We start from the raw sequence: 21,057 nt of genomic DNA on the forward strand, positions 1-21,057 counted from the left end.
ATAATCAATCCTTAAAATATTTCAACCGTTCATGGTTCGTCTCCGCTACCATGAAGATAAATACTCAATATTAGGTTATTGTTGCTTCACCATGAGCGAAGACGAAGGGCATATCTTTTTTATTACAACAGTTTCAGAATCAGTATTTTATTTGACTGCCAATGCTTCTTTCAATTTGGCAATATACTTCACGGCTGTCTCATTCCCATAACCGGCAAACTCACTAATTTTCTTTCCTTCAGCTGTCACCAAAACAACTTGTGGGAAATTTCCTTCAGGATTATAGATTTCTGCCATTTTTTCATTATGGGCAATCTGGGCAGGTTCAGGTTTATTCTTATCACGCGCGGGAAAATCAAACAATGCTAATACCAGGTTGTCATCAGCAAATTTCTTAAACAATTCTTTTTCGAAAACTTTTTTCTTTAATAAAATACATGGTCTGCACCAATCCGATCCGGAAAAATAAAGCAAGATTTTTTTATCATTTTTTGCTGCTATTAACTTGGCATCATCAAAACTCGATACCCAGGTTTCACCGGCAAAAACAGCTGTTGAAAAGAGTAAAAATATAATCAAAGTATTTTTCATTAGTTTCTCCATAAAAAAGTCTAATTAAATCTGTAGATGTGAACAAAGTTCCAAAATCAAACATGCATCATATCACGCATATTTGTTCACTTTTAATCAGACCATTAAATTTCTTATTTCTTGCATATTTTTATATGGGTGCGAAAAGTAACAACTGTTAGGAAAATTCTGACAGGGAAAGCCTAACTTACTCTTTTGCGGAACCTGCCTACTGCAAGTGAAAAGGTGATAATTCCAAAGAAGGCCATAGCCATTGTTTCTTTCAATAAATATGCAGCTCCGGTACCCTTAAGGTAAATCTCTCTAATAATTACCATAAAATATCGTAAAGGATTAAGATAAGTAACACCCTGCACCCAATCCGGCATATTTTCAATCGGGATAAAAAAACCGGATAATAAGATGGCAAAGATTGCAAAAAACCATGAGATAAACATTGCCTGTTGCTGAGTTTGAGAAATGGTTGATGCAAATATCCCCAAGCCCAGAGTACTTAACATAAAAATCAGGCTCATTGCATAAAGCAAAAACAAGCTGCCTTTCATCCACAAATTGAAAATTAAGCCGGTTGCCAAAATCCCGACATTCATCAATAGAAAACCCAAAATTACAAAAGGTATAATTTTACCAAGCATCAGTTCGTAGGATCTGATTGGAGTAACCATTAGCTGCTCCAGCGTGCCAATTTCTTTTTCTCGAACAATACTCATCCCGGTCAAAAAAGCTGTAATCATAGTAAGCAAAACGGCTACGATTCCCGGGACAATATTATTCTGGCTTTCAAGAGTTGCGTTATAAAGCATACGTGGTTCAATCTGCACAAGGCGCATTGAAGATATTTTTTCTCTGGCCTGTCCACTCTGAGAGAGCCATTCTTTTTGCAATAACTGGCCAATTTGATTTACATAAGCCATGGAAACACCCGCGGAGTTGCCATCCACCCCATCAATTATTGCTTGTATTTTCGGACTATCACCTCTTTTTAAATCTCGTTCAAAGTGCTGCGGTATAACCAATGCAATTTTTATGGATCCATTATCTATAAGCTCCTGGGCCTCTTTAACAGAACTTGCTGCATGCTTTAATGTAAATGATTCCGTCACGCTAAAGGCATCAACAATACGTCTGCTCGAAGCACTCAAATCCATATCTACTATGCCCAGTGACATGTTGCGCACATCAGTAGAAATCGCAAATCCCAAAATCACAATCTGGATAAAAGGCATTACCACTATTATTCCTATAAATGCCTTCTCGCGCATTATTTGCCGAAATTCTTTTTGAACAAGATAGAGGATTCGTTTCATATTTTAAAAACCGTAATGTGAAGAGTGTGATGCATTTGGCGAATAGAAAAAACTTGTATCAATTTGCGTTACGCGCAATCCCGCCACACTTCATTTTTTATCAAATCTTTATTCCAAATGTGTTTTAAATTTTCGCATACTCACAAAAGTTAAAAAGAGCGACAATCCTACCAGAAATAAAGTCTGATTGTATAACTCTTTTATTCCAACGCCTTTTAACATTATGCCACGAATAATTTCAAGAAAGTGCGTGGCAGGAATAATTTTTGCAACCCATTGAAGTATCTCCGGCATGCTGGCAATTGGAAAAATAAAACCACTTATCATTACTGTTGGTAAAATTGTTGCAACCAAAGTTACCATCATGGCGATTTGCTGTGTACGGGCAATCGTGGAAACCAGCAGGCCAATACTCAAACCTGTAAAAATATAGAGCAGCAACATAATATTTAATAAAAGCAGTGATCCATTAATTGGTACATCAAACCAGAAGTAACCAAAAATCAAAATCATGACGCCCATTAAATAACTAATTACAAGGTACGGGATAACTTTTCCTATAATAATTTGAAGCGGCTTTACAGGACTTACAAGAATTTGCTCTAACGTCCCGCTTTCTTTTTCACGCACAATAGCAATACTGGTTAGCAAAGCACAAATAAGCAGAAGAATTAATGCAATCAATCCCGGCACAAAAAAATAAACAGATTTTAAATCCGGGTTGTATAATAATCTTGGCTCTACGCTAAATGGAAAAATAAGAGAAGCGTTTTGGGCAAGATTATATTTTGCCGCGATTACGTTTAAATAGTTATTGATAAAATTTGCCGCATTTGGATCACTGGCATCAATTAGTAATTGTACTTTTGTATGAGGATTGGAATTAAGATCATCGGCAAAATTTTGAGGAAAAATAATAATAGCCCGCGCCTGGCGTTTTTGAAAAACACTTTCCAATTTCTCGTAAGGTACATCTACGGCAGTAACTTTAAAAAAGTCATTTGATACAATTTTTTCGATAAAGGAGCGGCTTTTTTGAGAATGTGACAAATTAATAATTGCTGTTTCGATCTGACGCATTTCCATGGTGATGGCGTAGCCGTATAAAAAGAGCATCAACACCGGCATCAGGAAAAGTATTATCAGCGTTTGCCTGTCACGCAGGATATGATAGAACTCTTTTTTAATTATTCCGCGCAGCGTTTTGCTAAACATTGTGCCTCGCCACTTTTAAAAAAACCTGATCCAAATTTTCTGCCTTGTATTCGCTTTTAAGCTGTTCCGGTTCTCCAATAGCCGCAATAATACCATCCTTCATTATACTCAATCGATTGCAATATTCCGCCTCGTCCATAAAATGGGTTGTAACAAAAACTGTTTTTCCCTGCCCTGTCAACTCATAAATCAACATCCAAAAATTTCGCCGGGAAACCGGATCCACACCGCTGGTGGGTTCATCTAAAAAAACAATATCAGGGTCATGCAACAAAGCTGTACTCAGGGCCAACCTTTGCTTCCAACCAACAGGAATAGATGAAGTCAGCTTATTGGCATGTTCATCCAATTTTAAATAGTCCAGCAATTCCTCAGTACGTTTCTTTATTTGTGCGCGGGAAAGCCCGTAAATACCGCCGTAAAATTCAACATTTTCTTTTATGGTCAAATCATCATATAAACTAAACTTCTGGCTCATATATCCAATATTCAGTTTAATTTGCTCAAACTCTTTATAGATATCAAAACCACTTACTAATGCACTTCCGCTACTTGGTGATAATAATCCGCAAAGCATCCGGATTGTTGTTGTTTTACCGGCTCCGTTTGCACCCAAAAAGCCAAATATCTCGCCCTTTTCCACTTTAAATGAAATATTATCAACCGCTGTAAATTGACCAAATGTCCGGGTCAGGTTTTCAACCTCAACAATATATTTTGAGTTATTCATGAGAGCCGCCCGTTGTCTGCATTAAATCCAGAAAAATATTTTCTAACCCCGGTTGCGATTTTTGAATATTTTTTACACCGGCCACATTTTGAAGTATTTGTTTTTTTAACTTTTCTTCACCTGCATTGGCTCTGTCAATTATATGAATACCATTTGAAAATAGCTGAAGGTTTTGTTCATCAAAGTTTTTTAAAAGTTCATTGTACAATTTGTGTGGCGATTCTGATTCGATGACAAACAAATTATGTTGGAAATTATCGATGATATTTTGGGGACGGTCATTCACCATAATTTTGCCATCATAAATCATGGCTGTTCTATTGCAGCGGAGAGCTTCATCCATGTATGGTGTACTAACAATTAATGTAGCACCATTTTCACGCAGCTTGTACAAAATCTCCCAAAACTCAATCCTGGAAATTGGATCGACCCCAAAAGTCGGTTCATCCAAAACCATAATTTCGGGTTCATGGATCAACATGCAGGAGAGAGCCAATTTTTGTTTCATACCGCCGGATAAATTTCCCGCCGGCCGATCTTTAAATGGGCCAAGCCTGGAAAACTCATACAAGTTTGCTATGCGCTCCAATTGAGTTTCTTCCGGGACACGAAATAAATCACCAAAAAACTTTAAATTTTCTTCTACAGTTAAATCCTGATACAAGCTAAATCTCTGGGGCATATACCCCGCATTGGATCGGATATATGCAATATCTTTTGTTGTTTGTCTGCCCTGAAATAAAACCTCGCCACGGTCAGGGTTAAGCAGTGAAACAATCATTCTTAGCAAAGTAGTTTTCCCAGCGCCATCAGGTCCGATTAATCCAAATATTTCGCCTTTTTTAACAGAGAAAGAAACATCGGACAATGCTTCAATTGCTCCATATTGTTTTGAAACCGATTTTATGACGAGTGGGTCCATTGTCAATTTTAGCTTAATAATCTCAAGATTTTACAAGATGTATAAAAAATAGAATTAAAAACCTTTTCCCAAAAAATGCTGTCATTCTGAACGAAGTAAAGAATCCAATTGCCTAAGGGGGATCTTTCTCTATACTTCGTTTCGATCTGGATGACACCAGTTTTCATAGAAAAGGTTCAATCCGCAAAAGATACATCGACTGGCATTCCAATTTTTAAAAGACCATCCGGATTTTCAATCGAAATTTCCACTGCGTAAACCAGCGTATTGCGTGTTTCTTTTGTAAGGATTGTTTTTGGGGTAAATTCCGATTCTGATGCAATCCACGAAACCGATCCCTTGATAGAGTTTTCTTTACCGCTAATAAAAATATCTGCGGATTGACTTAACTGAATATCTGGTAACTCTTCCAGCGGAACATAGATGGATGCGGTCATTTTTTGCAAATCTGCCATTTCAAAAAGCGGTACGCCGGGTGCGGTACCTTCGCCTTCAGTATGAAACCGGGAAAGAATGACCCCATTAATTGGAGCATATATCCGCGCATCCTGAATAGATAAGTTTGTAAGATCGATTGTTGCATTTAATTGCTCTTTTTTGCTGGCGATTACATTAAACTGTGTTTTTAATGCCGTTTGTTTTGCCATTAAAACATCAACCTGCGTTTGGATGTCATCTTTCTGGGATTGAGTAGCTGCGCCCTTAGAAAGCATATTTTCAATCTTACCCAGATTCAAATTACCAAGGGCAAGTTGTGCTTCCAGTTGTTTAAGTTGTGCTTGTATGGATGCATGATTTGCAGAAATTTCGTTCAATTGGGCTTGTTGGATTTTTTTCCGGAGTTTTGTTTTGTCGGTGTTTATTACTGCCAGAAGCTGCCCTTTTTTAACAGATTCGCCCTCATCAACCAAAACAGAATCGATGTCTCCAACAGTTTTTGCGCTAATGCGAACTGTTTCAGATTCTATTCTTCCATTATAAACAGTTATTTCATCCTGTCCTTCATTGCAGGCAAATATGAATAGTAAAAAAATATATGTTAAGTTTTTCATCAGTTTAATCTCCATTCACTAACCGGCTTACCACTGTAAAAATCAATCTCTGAAATTTTTAAACTTATCTCTATCATCTGCTTTTTTAAATCCAGTTCTGTTTCAATCAACTCCTGGTTGGCCAAATTGTAATCCGTTGTAGAAACACTTCCTTCCTGATATTGCGTTTCAATAATTTTCATTTTTTGACGGGCAAGCTTATTTCCCATTTGGAATACTGCTAAAGATTTCTGCGCATGCTCATAATTTCGGATTGACTTTTCGTAGCTGGTTTTAACTTGTTCTTTAAGGCTGTTTTTTTCAAAACCAACCTGCAACATTTTTGCATTATTGGCCTCAAGCTGATTTCTGTGTGTACTCCAACTCCACAAGTTCCATTGCAAACCAACCGCCAACACACCATAATCCATCCATTCATCTTTAATAAAATCCAGACCGGGTTTGCCGTATTTATAAAAAGCCTGTAATCCAATTTTGGGGTAATATGATGATTTAATTATGTCGTTTTTTATGTCCAATTGTTTTTCTTTAGAGTCAATTTTCCTGATTTGCTCGTTCTTATCCGGATTAAATGGACTGTCTAATGCTTTTCCTAAATTTGCTTCAAATGGCAATACCTGAAAATTCTTTCCCGTTGCAATTTGCAGCAATTCTACCAGATTTGCGCGGCGAACGGCAATGTCAGATTTTCGCTGCTCAATTTTTAAAACAGAAAGTTTCAAAGAGAGCGTATCTACGGCCAGAGAATACCCATTTTGAACAGCAATTTTTAATCGATCAAATTGTAAGTTTAGCCTTTTATGGCCGGCATCTAAAATGAGATCAGCAATATCAAGCAATTGAACGCCGCGATACAATTGAACTGTTTTCAGTGCAATTTCCTTTTGATTAGCTAGTAAACTTAAGCGGGCCAGGATTATTTTCTCTGAGGCAAGTTGTTCACTAGCCGTTTGAGCAAATCCACTAAAAAGAGTATAGTTTAATCCGATGCCCACCTCGTAGGTATCTTTAGAGCCGAGGGTAATACTTTGGCCAGATAATCCGGGTAAAGCAGGAAAGTCGATTTCCGGAACATGCGTTACATATCGTGCAGATCCTGTAAAATCGAGCGTTGGAAGAGTCCCGGCAAAAGTAGAGCGTTCCAGATATTGGGCCTCCACAACAGCTTGCCTGCCTGCATTCACAAGATCATTATTTTCTAAAGCCTCGGCTACTGCTTCCTGTAAGGATTGGGCAAACAGGAATGAGTTTAATAAAACATAAATCAGGGTAATGTACAGTTTCATATTAAGTAACCCGTCTATTGTTTATATAAGAACAAATTTGACAGAATGCTGCCTAAATCTCAGGTTAAAACCCTTTCAGGTTCCACCTTTTTTCCTAATAGTCTTTTAATACCAACCTTAACATCTTCCTGGCTGCGGTAAATAACCGGTACAAGGATTAATGTTATAAAGGTAGCAAATAAAACCCCAAATCCCAGGGAAATTGCCATCGGAATTAGAAATTGTGCCTGAACACTTGTTTCAAACAAGAGCGGCAACAATCCTAAAAATGTTGTTACGGATGTTAAAAGAATCGGCCTGAAACGTGCAATACCAGCCTCACGGATTGCATCACTGATTCTTAATCCACTGGCACGGGACCGGTTAATGAAGTCAACCATCACCAAACTATCATTTACAACTACGCCGGTTAAAGCAACAATACCAAACATGGATAAAATTGTTAATCCAAATCCTAAAATAAGATGGCCAATAAGAGCACCAATAATGCCAAATGGTATTGCGCTCATAACTATAAAAGGTTGGATGTATGATTTAAAAGGAATTGCCAGCAAGATAAAAATAACAAGCATTGCCACGGCAAAACCTTTCATTAAACCTTGCATGGTTTCTTTTTGTGTTCTTTGTTCACCTTCCAGAGAGTATTTTATTCCAGGATATTTTTCCATTAGCTCAGGGAGATAAGCGGCCTTCAAACTGTTTAGAACTTCATCGGGTGTAGTTTGCTTGTCATCCACATCTGCTGTCACGGATAGCGTTCTACGCCTATCCCTACGGCTGATTGCCGCAAATCCACGGCTAAACTCAACTTCAGCTGCCACAGAAAACGGTACTTCCCCGCCTTTAGGTGTTCTAATCCTCAAATTTTCCAAATCAGCTAAGGAACGTCTTTTTGATGCGGGATAACGAACCATGACCCGAATATCATCGCGTCCGCGCTGGATGCGTTGAGCCTCATCTCCGTAAAAAGCCTGTCGAACTTGTCTGCCCAAATCTGAAAGTGTTAAACCTAATGCCTGTGCTTGGGGTGTAATTTGTAATTTAATTTCCTGCTTGCCTGCGCGATAAGAATCAGAAATATCAAATACACCGGGATATGTTGTCAATTGCTTCTTCATTTCAGCAGATACAGCATTTAAAGCATCATAATCATTTCCTGAAAATTCTATATTAATAGCATCACCCGTAGAAAAAAGAGAAGAAGTAAAAGTAAGTTCAACTGCATCCGGGATTGACCCAACCAGCTCGCGCCATCTTTTAGCTATTTCTTCACTTGTGATGGTCCGTTCCTCAGAGGGCTGCAACTCAATATTTATCTCACCAAGATGAGCACCGGTCAAGCCAGCTCCTCCATTTACCTCTCCCCTGCTTTGACGAATTTTAAAGGGTTGTTCACCAATGGAGGTTAAAACATGACGGAAGACGCCATCATTACCTTCGTCCTGATACTCCTTGTCCAGTTGTAATGCAGCCTTTTCTATTTGATCCATCGCCTCAGCAGTTTTTTCAACCGGAGTTCCCTGTGGCATAGTTAATAATGCTACAACATTATCTGCTTCAACCTGTGGAAAAAAAGTAAACGATAACCAACCACCTTTTGCAAGTCCAAAACTAATAAACAGCATGGCCAAACCACCAGCCATAGTTGCGTAACGCCATCTCAAAGCAAATTCAAGGCTTGGCTTATATTTTGTCTCAATAAACCACTTAAGTTTATTGGAAAACCTGGCCTGAATTTTTTGCCACCAGCCTTCAGATGTTTTTTCAGGATTTATTTTTGAATGAGCCAAATGCGCAGGTAAAATCAGCAAAGATTCAATCAATGAAAATGCCAAAGTTGCAATCACAATTACGGGGACTGCCCTCATAAATTTACCGAACATCCCTTCCACCATTAACAAAGGTGCAAAGGCTGCAAAAGTTGTAAAAACAGCAAAGGTTACCGGAACAGCTACTTGTTTGGCACCTTCAATAGCGGCTTCCAAAGGTGGTTTTCCCTTTTCAATCATTGTATAAATATTCTCACCTACAATAATTGCATCGTCCACCACAACCCCCAAAACCAAAATGAATGCAAAAAGGGATATTAGGTTTATTGAAACATCATAATGCGGAATTACCCACAAAGCGCCCAAAAATGAGATCAGCAAACCAACGCTCACCCAGCCGGCCAAACGTAGTTTTAAAAATAAGGCCAAAGCGATAAAAACTAAAAATATACCCATGCGGCCGTTTCTGTATAACAGGTCAATTCTGCTTTTTAAGATTCGGGTATCATCTTGCCATGTTGTTAGGTTTAATCCTGCAGGCAGTTTTTTTTGTTTGGCTTCAACATATTCATTTACCACCTCAGCAATATCCAAAGCACTCTCGTCACCAACCCGGAAAATTTGTACCATGGCTGCCGGCTTTCCATCAAAACGCGCATTTTGATCTGTGTCTGCAAAACCATCATCAATGTTTGCTACATCTTTTAAATAAAGCCGCGTCCCATCCGGAAAGCTGCGTAAAACTATTTCCTCAAATTGCTCCCCAACATAGGCCTGACCTTTTGTGCGTAACAAAATTTCCCCAGCCGAAGTTTTTACAGACCCACCAGGCAAATCCAGAGACGACATTTTTACAGCACGGGCAACTTCATCAAATGTTAAACCATAGCTGCGCAACGCATCTTCGCTCACTTCAATTGAAATTTCATACGGTTGGGTATTTGTAATGGAAACCTGGGTTATTTCCGGCATTACCAATAAATCTTCGCGGATATCTTCTGCCAATTTTTTTAGTGATTTTTTATCGGTTTCGCCGGAGATAGCAATATTAATTACCTGTGTACGGCGTACAATTTCACTAACAACCGGCTTTTCCGTTTCCACCGGGAACGTGTCTATTCCATCCACCCGAGACTTTATATCTTCCATCATTTTAGAAACATCATATCCTGTTTTAACTTCAACAGTTACGCTGCCAACATTTTCTTGTGCGCGTGAAGTAATTTCTTTTATACCATCCAAATCCTGAATGGCCTCTTCTATACGAACGCAAACCCCTTCTTCCACTTCTTCCGGGGCAGCACCACGATAAACCACTGAAATCGAAACAAAGTCCAGGCTTGCCTCTGGAAATACTTCCATTTTTATTGTAAAAACAGATAATAGCCCCAGAGCCAAAATCCCGATCATTAATAAATTGGCTGTTACTGAATTTTTAGCGAACCATTCTATTGCACGGTTCATATTTTCTCCCTTTTTTGCATTTAATTTGTTTAAGCTTTCTGACAAATACACTAAATCTTGTCATTCTGAGAGGAACTTCAGTTATAGCGAAGAATCTCTTTCTTGAAGGGATGCTTCGTACCTCAGCATGACAGCAAAGTCAAATTTATTCTTCAATCCGTACATCCATCCCATCAATCATAGCATCCAATGGGGAAAGGCAAATCTTTTCACCATCGTCTATGCCGCCATTTACAATTATTCTTCCTTCTTCCTGGCGTAAAATTGTTACCGGACGTATGTACAATTTGTTGTCATTGTCAATCACCCAGATATTGCTTTTACCACGCAATGCCGATCGGTCGATATCATAAACATTTTCATATTCACGTCCTTCTATCTCAGCACTTACATACATTCCCACCGAAAGAGGCAGTCTGTTATCTGCAGCTTTTTTTGCATAAGGATCACTAACTCTGGCAACTACATGAACCATTCTGCTTTTGGGATCAATTTCGCCTTCAAGCCGAACAAGCTGCGCATCCCAGGAATGTTTTTTCCCCGCAAAAACCGTAGATAATTTAACCCCTGTTTTTTTTGTTGCAGATCCGCTGTAAGAAAGGTCTACAAATTCAAGTTCTGCATCCGGTAATGGCAAGCGAACTTCGGCATAATCGATGGCATAGATTTGACCAAGCGGTGTTCCTGGGTTTATAACTTGTCCTACATCGGCACTTTTGGATCGGATTCTTGAAGCGAATGGTGCACGTATTTCAGTTCGTTTTAGGTGAATAATAGCCTGCTCTAATCCGGCTTTTGCAGCATTGAGGCTTGCAATGGCTTCTTTAAGTTGAGGCTCCCGTAAAACTAATTTTGATGGTTCACCTGTTCCAACTTTTTCCCATTCAGATTTTGCCAGCTTGGCTTCCTCTTTTTCACGGGCCAGCCTAAGCTCAGCTTGTGCCACTTGAAGCTCTGCTTTGGTTTTCGCGAGGATAAAATCTGTGCGGTCGATTTGTAGCATAATTTCGCCTTTATTAAAAAATCCACCTGCGGCAAAACGTGGAGAAACAGAGACAATTTGTCCTCCCACTTGTGATACAACATTGCTTTGCGTACGCGGTACTACAGTTCCCTGGGAAGAAACATTAATTTGCACATTGCTTTTTGCAGCTACCTGATAGCGGACCAAAGGTTTATAAGCCTCTGGCTTTACCTGCTCCGGTTCTTCCTGCGCCAATACTAAAACAGCAGTAATAATCAATCCAACAAAGATAATTATTATCGGCATAAATATTTTTCGTGTTTTGTCGCTCATTTTAAACTCCATTAAATTATTTTAAGATTTGTAGATTGTAAGACTGAAAGATTTTAGATTATAAGATTTTCTATGCTCAATCTTACAATAATCAATTCGCTTCCCCGCCAAGTGCCACATAAAAATCTACACGATTCTCTAGGCGTAAACGACGAATCGTAAGTAATTGGCTTTCTGCATTATTTGCCTGACGACTGGCATCTAAAAATGTGATAATATCAACCAGTCCTTTGTAATAGCGGTCTTCCGAAAGTTCTTTGGCAGCAACTGCTTCATCTCGTGAAATTTTGGTTGCTGCTTCTTGTTTTCTTAAAAATTGATCTGCCGCAAGAATTAGTTCTACTTCAGAATAAGCGAGAAGGACGGTATTGGCATAAGCGGCAAATGCTTGTTTTTGCAAAGCCTCGTTTAGCTTAACATTTGCGCGTAATTTTCCACCCTGAAAAACAGGTTGTAACACGTTGGCTGCAATACTCCAAACTGAAAAATCCATATTGAGGATTTCTGACAGATCGTCTGTGCTTGTGCCGTAAGACCCGGTAAGCCGGATACTAGGAAACAATGCAGCTTTGGCAGCGGAAACATTACACTGTGAGGCAGCCAATCGTCGCTCTGCGGCAATAATATCGGGGCGGCGTTGCAACAAATCCGCAGGAATCCCTTCTGGGATATCTCCTATTTCCATTGGCAGTTTTTTGCTTAGCTCAATTTTTGCAGCAGGATATTTCCCTAAAATGAATTCAACTTGTCTTTTACTCTGGTCAGATTGCTGTATACGCTGATACATTTGCGATTCTGCTGCAGCCACACTACTTCGTGAAAATCGATAATCCAGTGATGGGCGCAAACCTTTTTCATAGCGGGCTAAAATCCGCTCCTGAGATAATTGATAACTTTCAAAATTGGATTGGCTAAGTTCTAATTGCTTGGATGCGTCAATCGCGGCAAACCAGGCTTTTATTGTTTGTGCTGCTAATGATAGTTTAAATCCATCATAATCCGCTTTTGACGCTTCAAAACTTGCACCGGCTGCTGAACGGGCATTTCGCACTCGGCCCCACAAATCCAATTCCCAGGCTACATTGGCCGAAGTGCCAAAAGTATTCAAATGTTCTGGCAGTGAAAAATTTGGATTAGAAGGAAACCCAACCAAACTTCTTTTTTGGCGAACACCGGAACCACTAATACTTATACTTGGATAAAGGTCAGCACCTGCTATGGTTGCCTGTGCTTCAGCGGCTTCCATGCGTGCTGCAGCTGCCTGCAAGCTATAATTATGTTCAAAAGCTGTTGCAATCACAGAATCAAGTTTTTCATCACCAAATCCTTCCCACCAGGCAGAATCGATATAAGCATAAGTTTGAGTGCTGTCCAGCCACTTTTCGGGAAACTCAACTTTTAAATCCGGGTGCTTTATCTCAGGGGAACATGAGAAAAGAACAGACATTACAAAAGTTGTTAAAAACAATGGTTTATATTTCATATCCAATCCTAAATTTGTATTCTTTATTTTCATCGTTTGTTGTTTTGACCGGCTTATGCTTTAAAACCTGCAGCAACAAACTTTATTGCTTTATTAAGAAAAACTTCAAACGGCGTCTTTTCATCTATCTTACTAAGTTTGTTATGAAAGATATTTTTATTCATTATGCTACCCATAACTCCAATCATAAACATAAAGCGCAAGGTCAAATCATCTTTAGATAGTTGTGGCAATACTTCTGCAATGGCCATTGTGTATTGCTCGAAAACATCCTTAAACATATCCATAATATGTGCAACTTCATCTGGTTCTGTTTGAACATGGCTAAACAATTTCCTCATTTTTTCACGTTCATTTTTTGAAACAGATTCACAAATTAATATTGGCAACAGAAAAGCTTTTATTATCTCTTCAAGATCAAGTTTTTCTTCACCAGCCTGCTCCTTCATTTCCTGCAACTTTGCTAATCGTTTTTCATTTATTGGTTGCAAACGTCTCAAATAAACTGCTGATATCACCTCTTTCTTAGAACCAAAATGGTAATGAATGGCAGCAATATTAACATTCGCTTTTGCAATAATTGTCCTTAATGAAGTCTTGGCAATCCCGTCTCGACTAAATAACGCTTCAGCAGCATCTAGTATTTTTGTTTTTGTATCTTTTTTTCTACTCATATCTATTTCTTAATTTTGTTTCAGGAATTTTAAGGAAGGATAAACTGATTGTCAAGTTTTTTTCAATCACTTGTTTGAATCAATCGTTTGATTTAATTTTTTAGTAAGAGAATTGATTTAAAAAGAGTATTTGATAATAATAGAAAATCTAAAGCGGAAAGTTTACAGTGCTGAAATAGCTAAATCTTTTATTTAAAATCTCAATAAAACCTTTCCAAACTGTTTACCTGATTCTAGCCATTCATGTGCCAATTTAATATCTTCGAAATCAAATATTTTGCCAACAACTGGCTTTAGTTTTTTCTGAGCTACAAGTTCACAAACCTTTTTCATATCTTGCATTGTTCCCATTGTTGATCCGATAATCTGTTGTTGTTTTATAAACAAGGCCCGCAAATCAATGTTTACAAACGGCCCGGTCGTTGCACCGCAGGTTACAACTTTACCACCAATTTTTAAACAACGGAGGGAATCTCGCCAGGTTTTTTCACCCGTGTGCTCAAATACAATATCAATACCGCCGCTTATTTCTTTTGCTGTTTTGCCGATCGGTTCTTCATTGTAATTTATAGTATAGTCAGCCCCAAGTTTTTTTGCCATTTCTGCCTTTTCTTTTGAGCCAACTGTTGTAATTACGTTTGCACTAATCGCTTTAGCAATTTGAATTGCTGCACTGCCAACACCACTTGAAGCACCATATATTAATACCCATTGTCCTTTTTGAAGATTTACTTTTGCAATAAGCATATGGTAGGCCGTTAACGATGCCAACGGAAAAGCTGCTGCTTCCTCCCAGCTTATATTTTTGGGTTTATGCAGAATAAACTCTTGCGGAATTGAAACATACTCTGCCTGGCATCCATTACTGTGTTCGCCGGGTATTGTATATTTAGAAGATAGGTTTTCCTGGTTTCTTTTTACTAATGGATCATCTAAAGGAATGCGAAAAGGGACATTTATTATTTCATCGCCTGTTGTATAATTCTCTACTTCTGAACCAACTTCTACAATTTCTCCTGCGCCATCGCTGCCCAAAACCAAAGGTAAGGGAATGCCGGGGAAACCTTCACGTACAAATATATCCAGATGGTTTAGTGCCGCATATTTTATTTTGACCAAAACTTCGTTTGGGGCCGGTTTAGGAGTTTCAAGGTTATCAATCTTCAAATTATCAACACCACCATGCTTATGAATTCGAACAACTCTCATAAATCCCCTTTAAACTATCACTTAAATAAATTAAATTAGTAACTTTGAAAAACCATTGGCGTAAGCAAATTAACCAAATATTCTAATCATGTAAAACTCAACCTTTAAGGAAAACTATGAAAATTTTTACTCTGCTCATTTTGTTAGCTCTTTCATCTCAAATTTTTTCCCAAACCATTTTTACTCCAAACAATGAACACCGCCAAATTGAAGCCAATCGAAAAGCAAAAGCACTTGCAAAATCATTTAACCAAAATCCTGTAACAGCTTTGGAAGATGGACGGGGTTATGATGTTAGTTATTATGGACTGTCCCTGGATTTGCATCCGGCCAATACAAATATGAATGGTTCCGTTGAAATTAAAGCAACCGTCAGTTTAGCAGAGTTAAGCGAAGTTGTTCTGGATTTCAATACATTTTTAACTGTTGATTCAATCAAATCTGAAGAACTATCCCTAAATTTTGTTCATGAACACGATGCCGGCAGACCAAGTGATTTGCTAATAATTACTCTTGATAAATCTCATGTGCAAGATGAAAGCTTTTCATTTACGATATACTACCATGGACCAACTGATTTTGGTGGAACAAGTGTTTTCGGTGTTTCTTTTGGCCATACAGAAGTTTTAGGAAGAGACCACATCTGGAGCCTTAGCGAACCATACGGTGCCCGTGATTGGTGGCCTTGCAAAGATACAGCTTTGGACAAAGCAGACAGCATGGACATTATTTACACTGTGCCTGAAGGTTGGTCAGCTGCTGCAAATGGTAAACTACATTCAGAAATAACCAATAATGGAAGAACGACTTTTCACTGGAAAGTTGGATACCCAATCGCCACATATCTTGTTTCAATCGCAGCTTATGAATACACAAGGTATGAAGACACTTATGTCGCCCAAAATGGCGATTCCCTTCCTATAATGTTTTTTGTTGCCCCGGAAAATTTTGAAAACTCCAAACCTGGTTTTTTTCTTGTAGATAATATGATTCAGATATTTGCTGATTTATACGGCGAGTACCCGTTTATGGGTGAAAAGTATGGCCATGCAGAAGCATCAATCTTTGGTGGTATGGAACATCAAACTATGACAACCCTTGGACCAATCCAGTTTAATCAAGGTTTCTATAGCGAAGGATTAATTTCACATGAATTGGCACATCAGTGGTGGGGCGACATGGTGACTTGTGCATCGTTCCAGGATATCTGGTTAAATGAAGGGTTTGCAACCTATTCAGAAGCATTGATTGTTGAACAAATATATGGAAAGCAGGCTTACAAAAATCAGATAGCAAATGATGGTTATAAAGGCCCGGGAACTATTTTTGTTGAAGATACAACCAACACTAATCGTATTTTTAACCAGAACCTTAGTTATGCAAAAGGGTCCTTTGTGCTGCACATGTTACGTGGCGTAGTTGGCGATGATACTTTTTTTGAAATAATGCAAGCATGGTACGATAATCCAAAAACAAAATACGGTGCTGCATATACTTCGGATTTTCAACAAGTAGCTGAAGAGGTTAGCGGATTAAATCTCGAGAAGTTTTTTCAGCAATGGATTTATGGCGAATATTTCCCGGTTTATGCATATGGACATAAGGTTATTGAAACTGATAGTGGATTTAACATCAGCTTAATTATTGACCAGAAACAGACAAATACAGGATTTTTTTGGATGCCGATTGATGTACAAATAATAACTGAATCGGACACGCTTAATTATGTAGTGTGGGATTCGTTGCAATCGCAATCCTTTGAGTTTTCAATTGATCAAAAGCCATTGTCAGTTACACTTGATCCAGATGATTGGATATTAAAAGATTCAAAAAGAAAACTAATAGACCCTCCTTTAAACAAAGGTACTTTGCTTTTAAATGGACTTACATGGAATACTAGCGGAGTTAGGGAAGCATATGAGAACAGGGCGTTTTGGGGTGATGCCCCAATCACTTTTTGGGATTTTTCTAACGAACCAAGCGAGGGGTATCCAAACACCTTGCCAGAGCCATTAGGAATTGGAGATCTGTCAGTCGATATACTAGGTGAATATTCAACTATAATCTGGATATCCAATAAGACACAAAGTGACTTTGATAATTGGCAAAAACTACCAATGATTGACTATTTAAACGAAGGCGGAAACATAATTTTAGCAACCAAATTTGGACAATTTTTTATTGATGATATGATGAGGGAATACCTGGGTATAAACTGGGATGAGAAAGAAAACTCATTAATTAAAAACTACCTGAGTGCATATAGTGGATTAGTGGATATGCCAGTTACTTCCAACATGCCTTTAATAGCTTTGTTTGATACAACAACAGCCAATGAGAATAGTACATTATTATTTAAAACAACTGAAGGTTTTGATAACGCAAAAGGAGCGGGTGTTTGGAGCAATCCTGCAAAAGGCGGTGACTTTGTATACCTGGCTTCAAGACCATGGTTATTTGACAATGATGCACTTAGGGCAAACATGGTTTATATGTTGGACAATTATATGAATGAGCAGGTTGTCTCAATTGAAGAATCAGAGAAAAAAATCATTCCTCAAAAATTTGAGATCAGCAATGTTTATCCAAACCCCTTTAACCCAATTGCCCAAATCGATTTTTCTCTTCCTCAAAGTCGTAACATTACAATTACCATTTTTGACCTGATTGGAAAAAAAGTGGCAACTTTATTAAATAATGTTACCTATAAAGCAGGTAAGCATACTGTTTCATGGGATGCAACAAAACTTGCCAGTGGCCTTTATTTTATCCAGCTCGTGGCGGGTAAAAACATCCAAACACGCAAAGCAATTTTGATGAAATAGTTAAACTAAATGATCCACATAAAAATCCCATTATGAATAATCCTTAATGGGATTTTTTTTAGCACAATCTTTCTAAATACGTTCCAAAATAACTACTTCTATTTGAAATAGTTTTGCTCTCAAAAGAGAAAATAGTTAGAAATATTTTTCTATAGAATATTTTAAAATTTGAAAAATATTAAAATACCCCTTTTTTTTCCTGCCATGAAATGCTTATATTAAAAACCTTGATGTGAAAAAAGCCGGTGTGGAGGAGATAATCCGTACCCGGGCTGGGCTACACCGGCATTTTTTCTTTTAAGTTCCATTTATATCTACCCGGATATAAACTTTGAAATAAACTTCCCATACACATATTGACGATTGCTTAAGATATTATTCTAAAACAAATATTTAGAAGAAGTAAAGAATGACAGAAAAATTAAAAATTGAATTAATTATTTTCGATTTAGATGGGACTTTGGCAGAAACACGACAGGATATTGCTGATGCGGCTAATTACATGCTGGCTCAACTCAAATTGCCAACCTTGCCTGAAGCAACCATTACCAGCTATGTTGGCAATGGCATAAAAAAGCTTATTGAACGTTGCTTGCCAGGCTCAAGCGAATCACTTCGTGAACAAGGCTTTAATTTTTTTGTAGAATTTTATGCAAATCATCTTGCCGATAACACATATCTTTATCCAGGCGTTTTAAACATTTTAAAAGAACTGAGACAGCTTAAGATGGCTGTTCTTAGCAACAAAGCACAACGGTTCACAGAAGAGATTATCCATAAGCTTGATATTGAAAATTATTTTAAGATTGTTATGGGCAGTAATCCTCATTTTCCCAAAAAACCTGCACCTGATTCAATAAATCACATAATTGAAACTTTGGACTGTTCAAAACAAAAAACAATTATAATTGGTGATACTAAAAATGATATTATAGCAGGAAAAGCTGCAAATATTCATACCTGTGCTGTCACTTACGGATTTCGCAGTAAAGAAAAACTGTTAAAATACAATCCAGATTTCATGATAGATTCAATTGTTGAACTTAACGATATTCTTGTGCCAAGTTTTTAACCGCCAAAATAGTTACTTCCAAAACCCAAATTATAAATGCTTTTTTCATTATTTGACCGCTAAATAAAAGTGTAAATTTGTGTTTAAATTTTGTAAAATTGGAATTAATCAAAAAATAGCTATAAGAAGGAAATACCGATGACCGTTACAGAAATACAACAGCTTCAGGAAATGGCCAAAACAATTCGCGGCCTCTCAATAGATGGAATACAAAAAGCAAATTCAGGCCATCCGGGCTTACCTATGGGAATGGCTGACGCTGCATCAGTTTTATGGATGAAGCACTTAAAACACAATCCAAATGATCCAAAATGGATTGACCGGGATCGTTTTGTATTATCTGCCGGGCATGGTAGTATGTTAATTTATAGCCTTCTTCACCTCACGGGATATGACCTTTCTCTTGATGAACTAAAGAATTTCCGCCAGTGGGACAGTAAAACGCCGGGTCACCCGGAATATGGGCACACAGCAGGTATTGAAACAACAACCGGTCCACTTGGCCAAGGTGTCGCAAATGGTGTTGGTATGGCCATTGCAGAAAAAAGGCTTGCTGCACATTTCAACAAAAGTAATGAGACGATTGTTGATCACTATACTTATGTAATAGCTGGAGACGGCTGCATGATGGAAGGCATTTCGCATGAAGCTTGTTCTCTTGCAGGCCACCTAAAACTTGGAAAACTTATTTTACTTTATGACGACAATAATATCAGCATTGACGGTCCAACTGAACTCTCTTTTAGTGAAGATGTTTTAAAACGGTTTGAATCATATAACTGGCATACCCAACGGATCGATGGCCATGACCTCGAATCTGTTAACAGCGCAATTGATAATGCAAAAAACGATAATCGCCCTTCTATAATTGCCTGCAAAACTATTATTGGATTCGGCAGCCCAAACAAGGCTGGTACATCGGGCGTTCACGGTTCTCCACTTGGAGATGATGAAATTATTCTGACAAAAGAAAAATTGGGATTACCAACGGATAAAACATTTTATATATCTGAGGAAGTTTTACAATATACACACACTTCTGCAAACAAAGGTTCTGATGAGCAGGGAAAATGGCAATCACAATTTAAAAACTATAAAAATAACAATCGCGATGCAGCCCATTTACTTAAAAGAATTATGAAAGGCCAGCTCCCTGAAAACTGGCAAGACAATTTACCGGAGTTTGAAGCCGGCACAGCAATGGCAACTCGCTCGGCTTCAGGAAAAGTTTTGGATGCGCTGACCCCAAATTTATTTGAAATGCTTGGTGGTTCAGCGGACTTAACACCTTCCAATAATACTTTCCCCAAAGATGGATTGGCAATTAATCCTGAAAATTTTGATGGAAACTATTTACACTATGGTGTCCGTGAACACGCCACAGCAGCAATTATGAATGGGCTTGCCCTCCATGGCGGAATAATTCCTTATGGCGGGACTTTTCTTGTCTTTTCAGATTATATGCGCAACAGTATTCGTCTTTCTGCAATGATGGGAATCCGGGTAATTTATGTTTTTACTCATGATTCAATTGGCCTTGGTGAAGATGGCCCAACACATCAACCTATTGAACACTTGGCCTCATTAAGAACTATCCCAAATTTAACAGTTATCCGGCCTAGCGATGCTGCTGAAACTATTTGGGCCTGGGAGAGTGCCATCAATAACACATCCGGTCCTACAGCTTTAATTTTGACTCGCCAAAAACTGGCAAACCCGGATAGAAAAAATCTTGCTGCAGCCAGCAATGTTCAAAAAGGTGGTTATATATTTTCAGGAATGGATGACGCAAAAGTGGCCTTAATAGCATCCGGTTCTGAAGTTGAAATAGCAATGGATGCCCAAAAAATTCTCAACAAAAAAGGCATTGCATCACGTGTGATTTCTATGCCGAGCTGTGAACTTTTTGATCAGCAAAACGAGACATACAAGCAAGCAGTATTACCAAAAGAGATGGCGGCAAGAGTAGCAATCGAAGCAGGTTCAGATCAGTCCTGGTACAAATACGTTGGGTCTGAAGGAAAAATTATTTCGATTGACGGCTATGGCACTTCTGCTCCTTACGATGAAATTTATAAACAATTTGGACTGACAGCAGAAAATGTTGCTGAGCATGCAATTAGCTTAATAAAATAGTATTCTTATGAGTGTGTGTTAACAG

Annotated in this window: 15 protein-coding genes; 3 read left to right on the forward strand and 12 right to left on the reverse strand. The window is 38.3% G+C overall.

The annotated features are described in order from the left end of the window. Nucleotides 1–147 precede the first annotated feature (147 nt). The 12 genes from HND50_12155 to HND50_12210 form a co-directional block, all read right to left on the reverse strand. Nucleotides 148–591, reverse strand: a complete 444-nt coding sequence (locus tag HND50_12155; GenBank protein NOG45984.1) for a thioredoxin family protein — start codon at nucleotides 589–591, stop codon at nucleotides 148–150. Between the two features lie 182 nt (nucleotides 592–773). Beyond that, on the reverse strand, nucleotides 774–1,898 hold the full coding sequence (locus HND50_12160; protein NOG45985.1) for an ABC transporter permease: 1,125 nt from the start codon (nucleotides 1,896–1,898) through the stop codon (nucleotides 774–776). Nucleotides 1,899–2,006: 108 nt separating this feature from the next. Continuing rightward, nucleotides 2,007–3,113 (reverse strand): ABC transporter permease, encoded by a 1,107-nt coding sequence (locus tag HND50_12165; GenBank protein ID NOG45986.1) that lies wholly within the window; start codon nucleotides 3,111–3,113, stop codon nucleotides 2,007–2,009. After that, nucleotides 3,106–3,843 carry an ABC transporter ATP-binding protein gene (locus tag HND50_12170; protein ID NOG45987.1) on the reverse strand — a complete coding sequence of 246 codons (738 nt, stop codon included), beginning with the start codon at nucleotides 3,841–3,843 and terminating at the stop codon, nucleotides 3,106–3,108. The genes HND50_12165 and HND50_12170 overlap by 8 nt, the downstream gene beginning before the upstream one ends. Next, nucleotides 3,836–4,765, reverse strand: a complete 930-nt coding sequence (locus HND50_12175; protein ID NOG45988.1) for an ABC transporter ATP-binding protein — start codon at nucleotides 4,763–4,765, stop codon at nucleotides 3,836–3,838. The genes HND50_12170 and HND50_12175 overlap by 8 nt, the downstream gene beginning before the upstream one ends. 176 nt (nucleotides 4,766–4,941) lie before the next feature. Then, a complete protein-coding gene (locus tag HND50_12180) occupies nucleotides 4,942–5,817 on the reverse strand; it encodes an HlyD family efflux transporter periplasmic adaptor subunit (protein ID NOG45989.1) in 876 nt (291 codons plus the stop codon). Further along, complete coding sequence (locus HND50_12185) at nucleotides 5,817–7,103, reverse strand: TolC family protein (GenBank protein NOG45990.1); 1,287 nt, start codon at nucleotides 7,101–7,103, stop codon at nucleotides 5,817–5,819. Before HND50_12185 ends, HND50_12180 begins: the two co-directional genes overlap by 1 nt. Before the next feature lie 59 nt (nucleotides 7,104–7,162). Further along, nucleotides 7,163–10,336: an efflux RND transporter permease subunit gene (locus HND50_12190; GenBank protein NOG45991.1), complete on the reverse strand. Its 3,174-nt coding sequence runs from the start codon at nucleotides 10,334–10,336 to the stop codon at nucleotides 7,163–7,165. A 145-nt stretch (nucleotides 10,337–10,481) separates the two neighbouring features. Then, nucleotides 10,482–11,633, reverse strand: coding sequence for an efflux RND transporter periplasmic adaptor subunit (locus HND50_12195; GenBank protein NOG45992.1), 1,152 nt, complete (start codon nucleotides 11,631–11,633; stop codon nucleotides 10,482–10,484). A 91-nt stretch (nucleotides 11,634–11,724) separates the two neighbouring features. Continuing rightward, nucleotides 11,725–13,116, reverse strand: coding sequence for an efflux transporter outer membrane subunit (locus tag HND50_12200; protein NOG45993.1), 1,392 nt, complete (start codon nucleotides 13,114–13,116; stop codon nucleotides 11,725–11,727). Between the two features lie 53 nt (nucleotides 13,117–13,169). Beyond that, the gene (locus HND50_12205; GenBank protein NOG45994.1) at nucleotides 13,170–13,790 is read right to left on the reverse strand and encodes a TetR/AcrR family transcriptional regulator; all 621 of its coding nucleotides are present in this window, start codon (nucleotides 13,788–13,790) and stop codon (nucleotides 13,170–13,172) included. Nucleotides 13,791–13,982: 192 nt separating this feature from the next. Then, nucleotides 13,983–14,999, reverse strand: a complete 1,017-nt coding sequence (locus tag HND50_12210; GenBank protein NOG45995.1) for a zinc-binding dehydrogenase — start codon at nucleotides 14,997–14,999, stop codon at nucleotides 13,983–13,985. Between the two features lie 116 nt (nucleotides 15,000–15,115). Between HND50_12210 and HND50_12215 the strand changes: the two genes are divergently transcribed. From HND50_12215 to tkt, 3 genes are all read left to right on the forward strand, one after another. Further along, the gene (locus HND50_12215) at nucleotides 15,116–17,824 is read left to right on the forward strand and encodes a T9SS type A sorting domain-containing protein (GenBank protein NOG45996.1); all 2,709 of its coding nucleotides are present in this window, start codon (nucleotides 15,116–15,118) and stop codon (nucleotides 17,822–17,824) included. 409 nt (nucleotides 17,825–18,233) lie between these two features. Beyond that, nucleotides 18,234–18,896, forward strand: a complete 663-nt coding sequence (locus HND50_12220) for an HAD-IA family hydrolase (GenBank protein NOG45997.1) — start codon at nucleotides 18,234–18,236, stop codon at nucleotides 18,894–18,896. Nucleotides 18,897–19,034: 138 nt separating this feature from the next. Then, nucleotides 19,035–21,032: a transketolase gene (gene tkt / locus HND50_12225; GenBank protein NOG45998.1), complete on the forward strand. Its 1,998-nt coding sequence runs from the start codon at nucleotides 19,035–19,037 to the stop codon at nucleotides 21,030–21,032. Nucleotides 21,033–21,057 lie beyond the last annotated feature (25 nt).

The sequence above is a fragment of the Calditrichota bacterium genome (assembly GCA_013112635.1).
Lineage (GTDB): Bacteria > Calditrichota > Calditrichia > Calditrichales > J004 > JABFGF01.

Bases quoted from the DNA above. Each gene is read 5' to 3' on its own strand.
- HND50_12220 (NOG45997.1), top strand. From the start codon at position 18,234: ATGACAGAAAAATTAAAAATTGAATTAATTATTTTCGATTTAGATGGG.
- HND50_12160 (NOG45985.1), bottom strand. From the start codon at position 1,898: ATGAAACGAATCCTCTATCTTGTTCAAAAAGAATTTCGGCAAATAATG.
- HND50_12205 (NOG45994.1), bottom strand. From the start codon at position 13,790: ATGAGTAGAAAAAAAGATACAAAAACAAAAATACTAGATGCTGCTGAA.
- HND50_12155 (NOG45984.1), bottom strand. From the start codon at position 591: ATGAAAAATACTTTGATTATATTTTTACTCTTTTCAACAGCTGTTTTT.
- HND50_12180 (NOG45989.1), bottom strand. From the start codon at position 5,817: ATGAAAAACTTAACATATATTTTTTTACTATTCATATTTGCCTGCAAT.
- HND50_12215 (NOG45996.1), top strand. From the start codon at position 15,116: ATGAAAATTTTTACTCTGCTCATTTTGTTAGCTCTTTCATCTCAAATT.
- HND50_12185 (NOG45990.1), bottom strand. From the start codon at position 7,103: ATGAAACTGTACATTACCCTGATTTATGTTTTATTAAACTCATTCCTG.
- HND50_12165 (NOG45986.1), bottom strand. From the start codon at position 3,113: ATGTTTAGCAAAACGCTGCGCGGAATAATTAAAAAAGAGTTCTATCAT.
- HND50_12210 (NOG45995.1), bottom strand. From the start codon at position 14,999: ATGAGAGTTGTTCGAATTCATAAGCATGGTGGTGTTGATAATTTGAAG.
- HND50_12190 (NOG45991.1), bottom strand. From the start codon at position 10,336: ATGAACCGTGCAATAGAATGGTTCGCTAAAAATTCAGTAACAGCCAAT.
- HND50_12195 (NOG45992.1), bottom strand. From the start codon at position 11,633: ATGAGCGACAAAACACGAAAAATATTTATGCCGATAATAATTATCTTT.
- HND50_12200 (NOG45993.1), bottom strand. From the start codon at position 13,116: ATGAAATATAAACCATTGTTTTTAACAACTTTTGTAATGTCTGTTCTT.
- HND50_12170 (NOG45987.1), bottom strand. From the start codon at position 3,843: ATGAATAACTCAAAATATATTGTTGAGGTTGAAAACCTGACCCGGACA.
- HND50_12175 (NOG45988.1), bottom strand. From the start codon at position 4,765: ATGGACCCACTCGTCATAAAATCGGTTTCAAAACAATATGGAGCAATT.
- tkt (NOG45998.1), top strand. From the start codon at position 19,035: ATGACCGTTACAGAAATACAACAGCTTCAGGAAATGGCCAAAACAATT.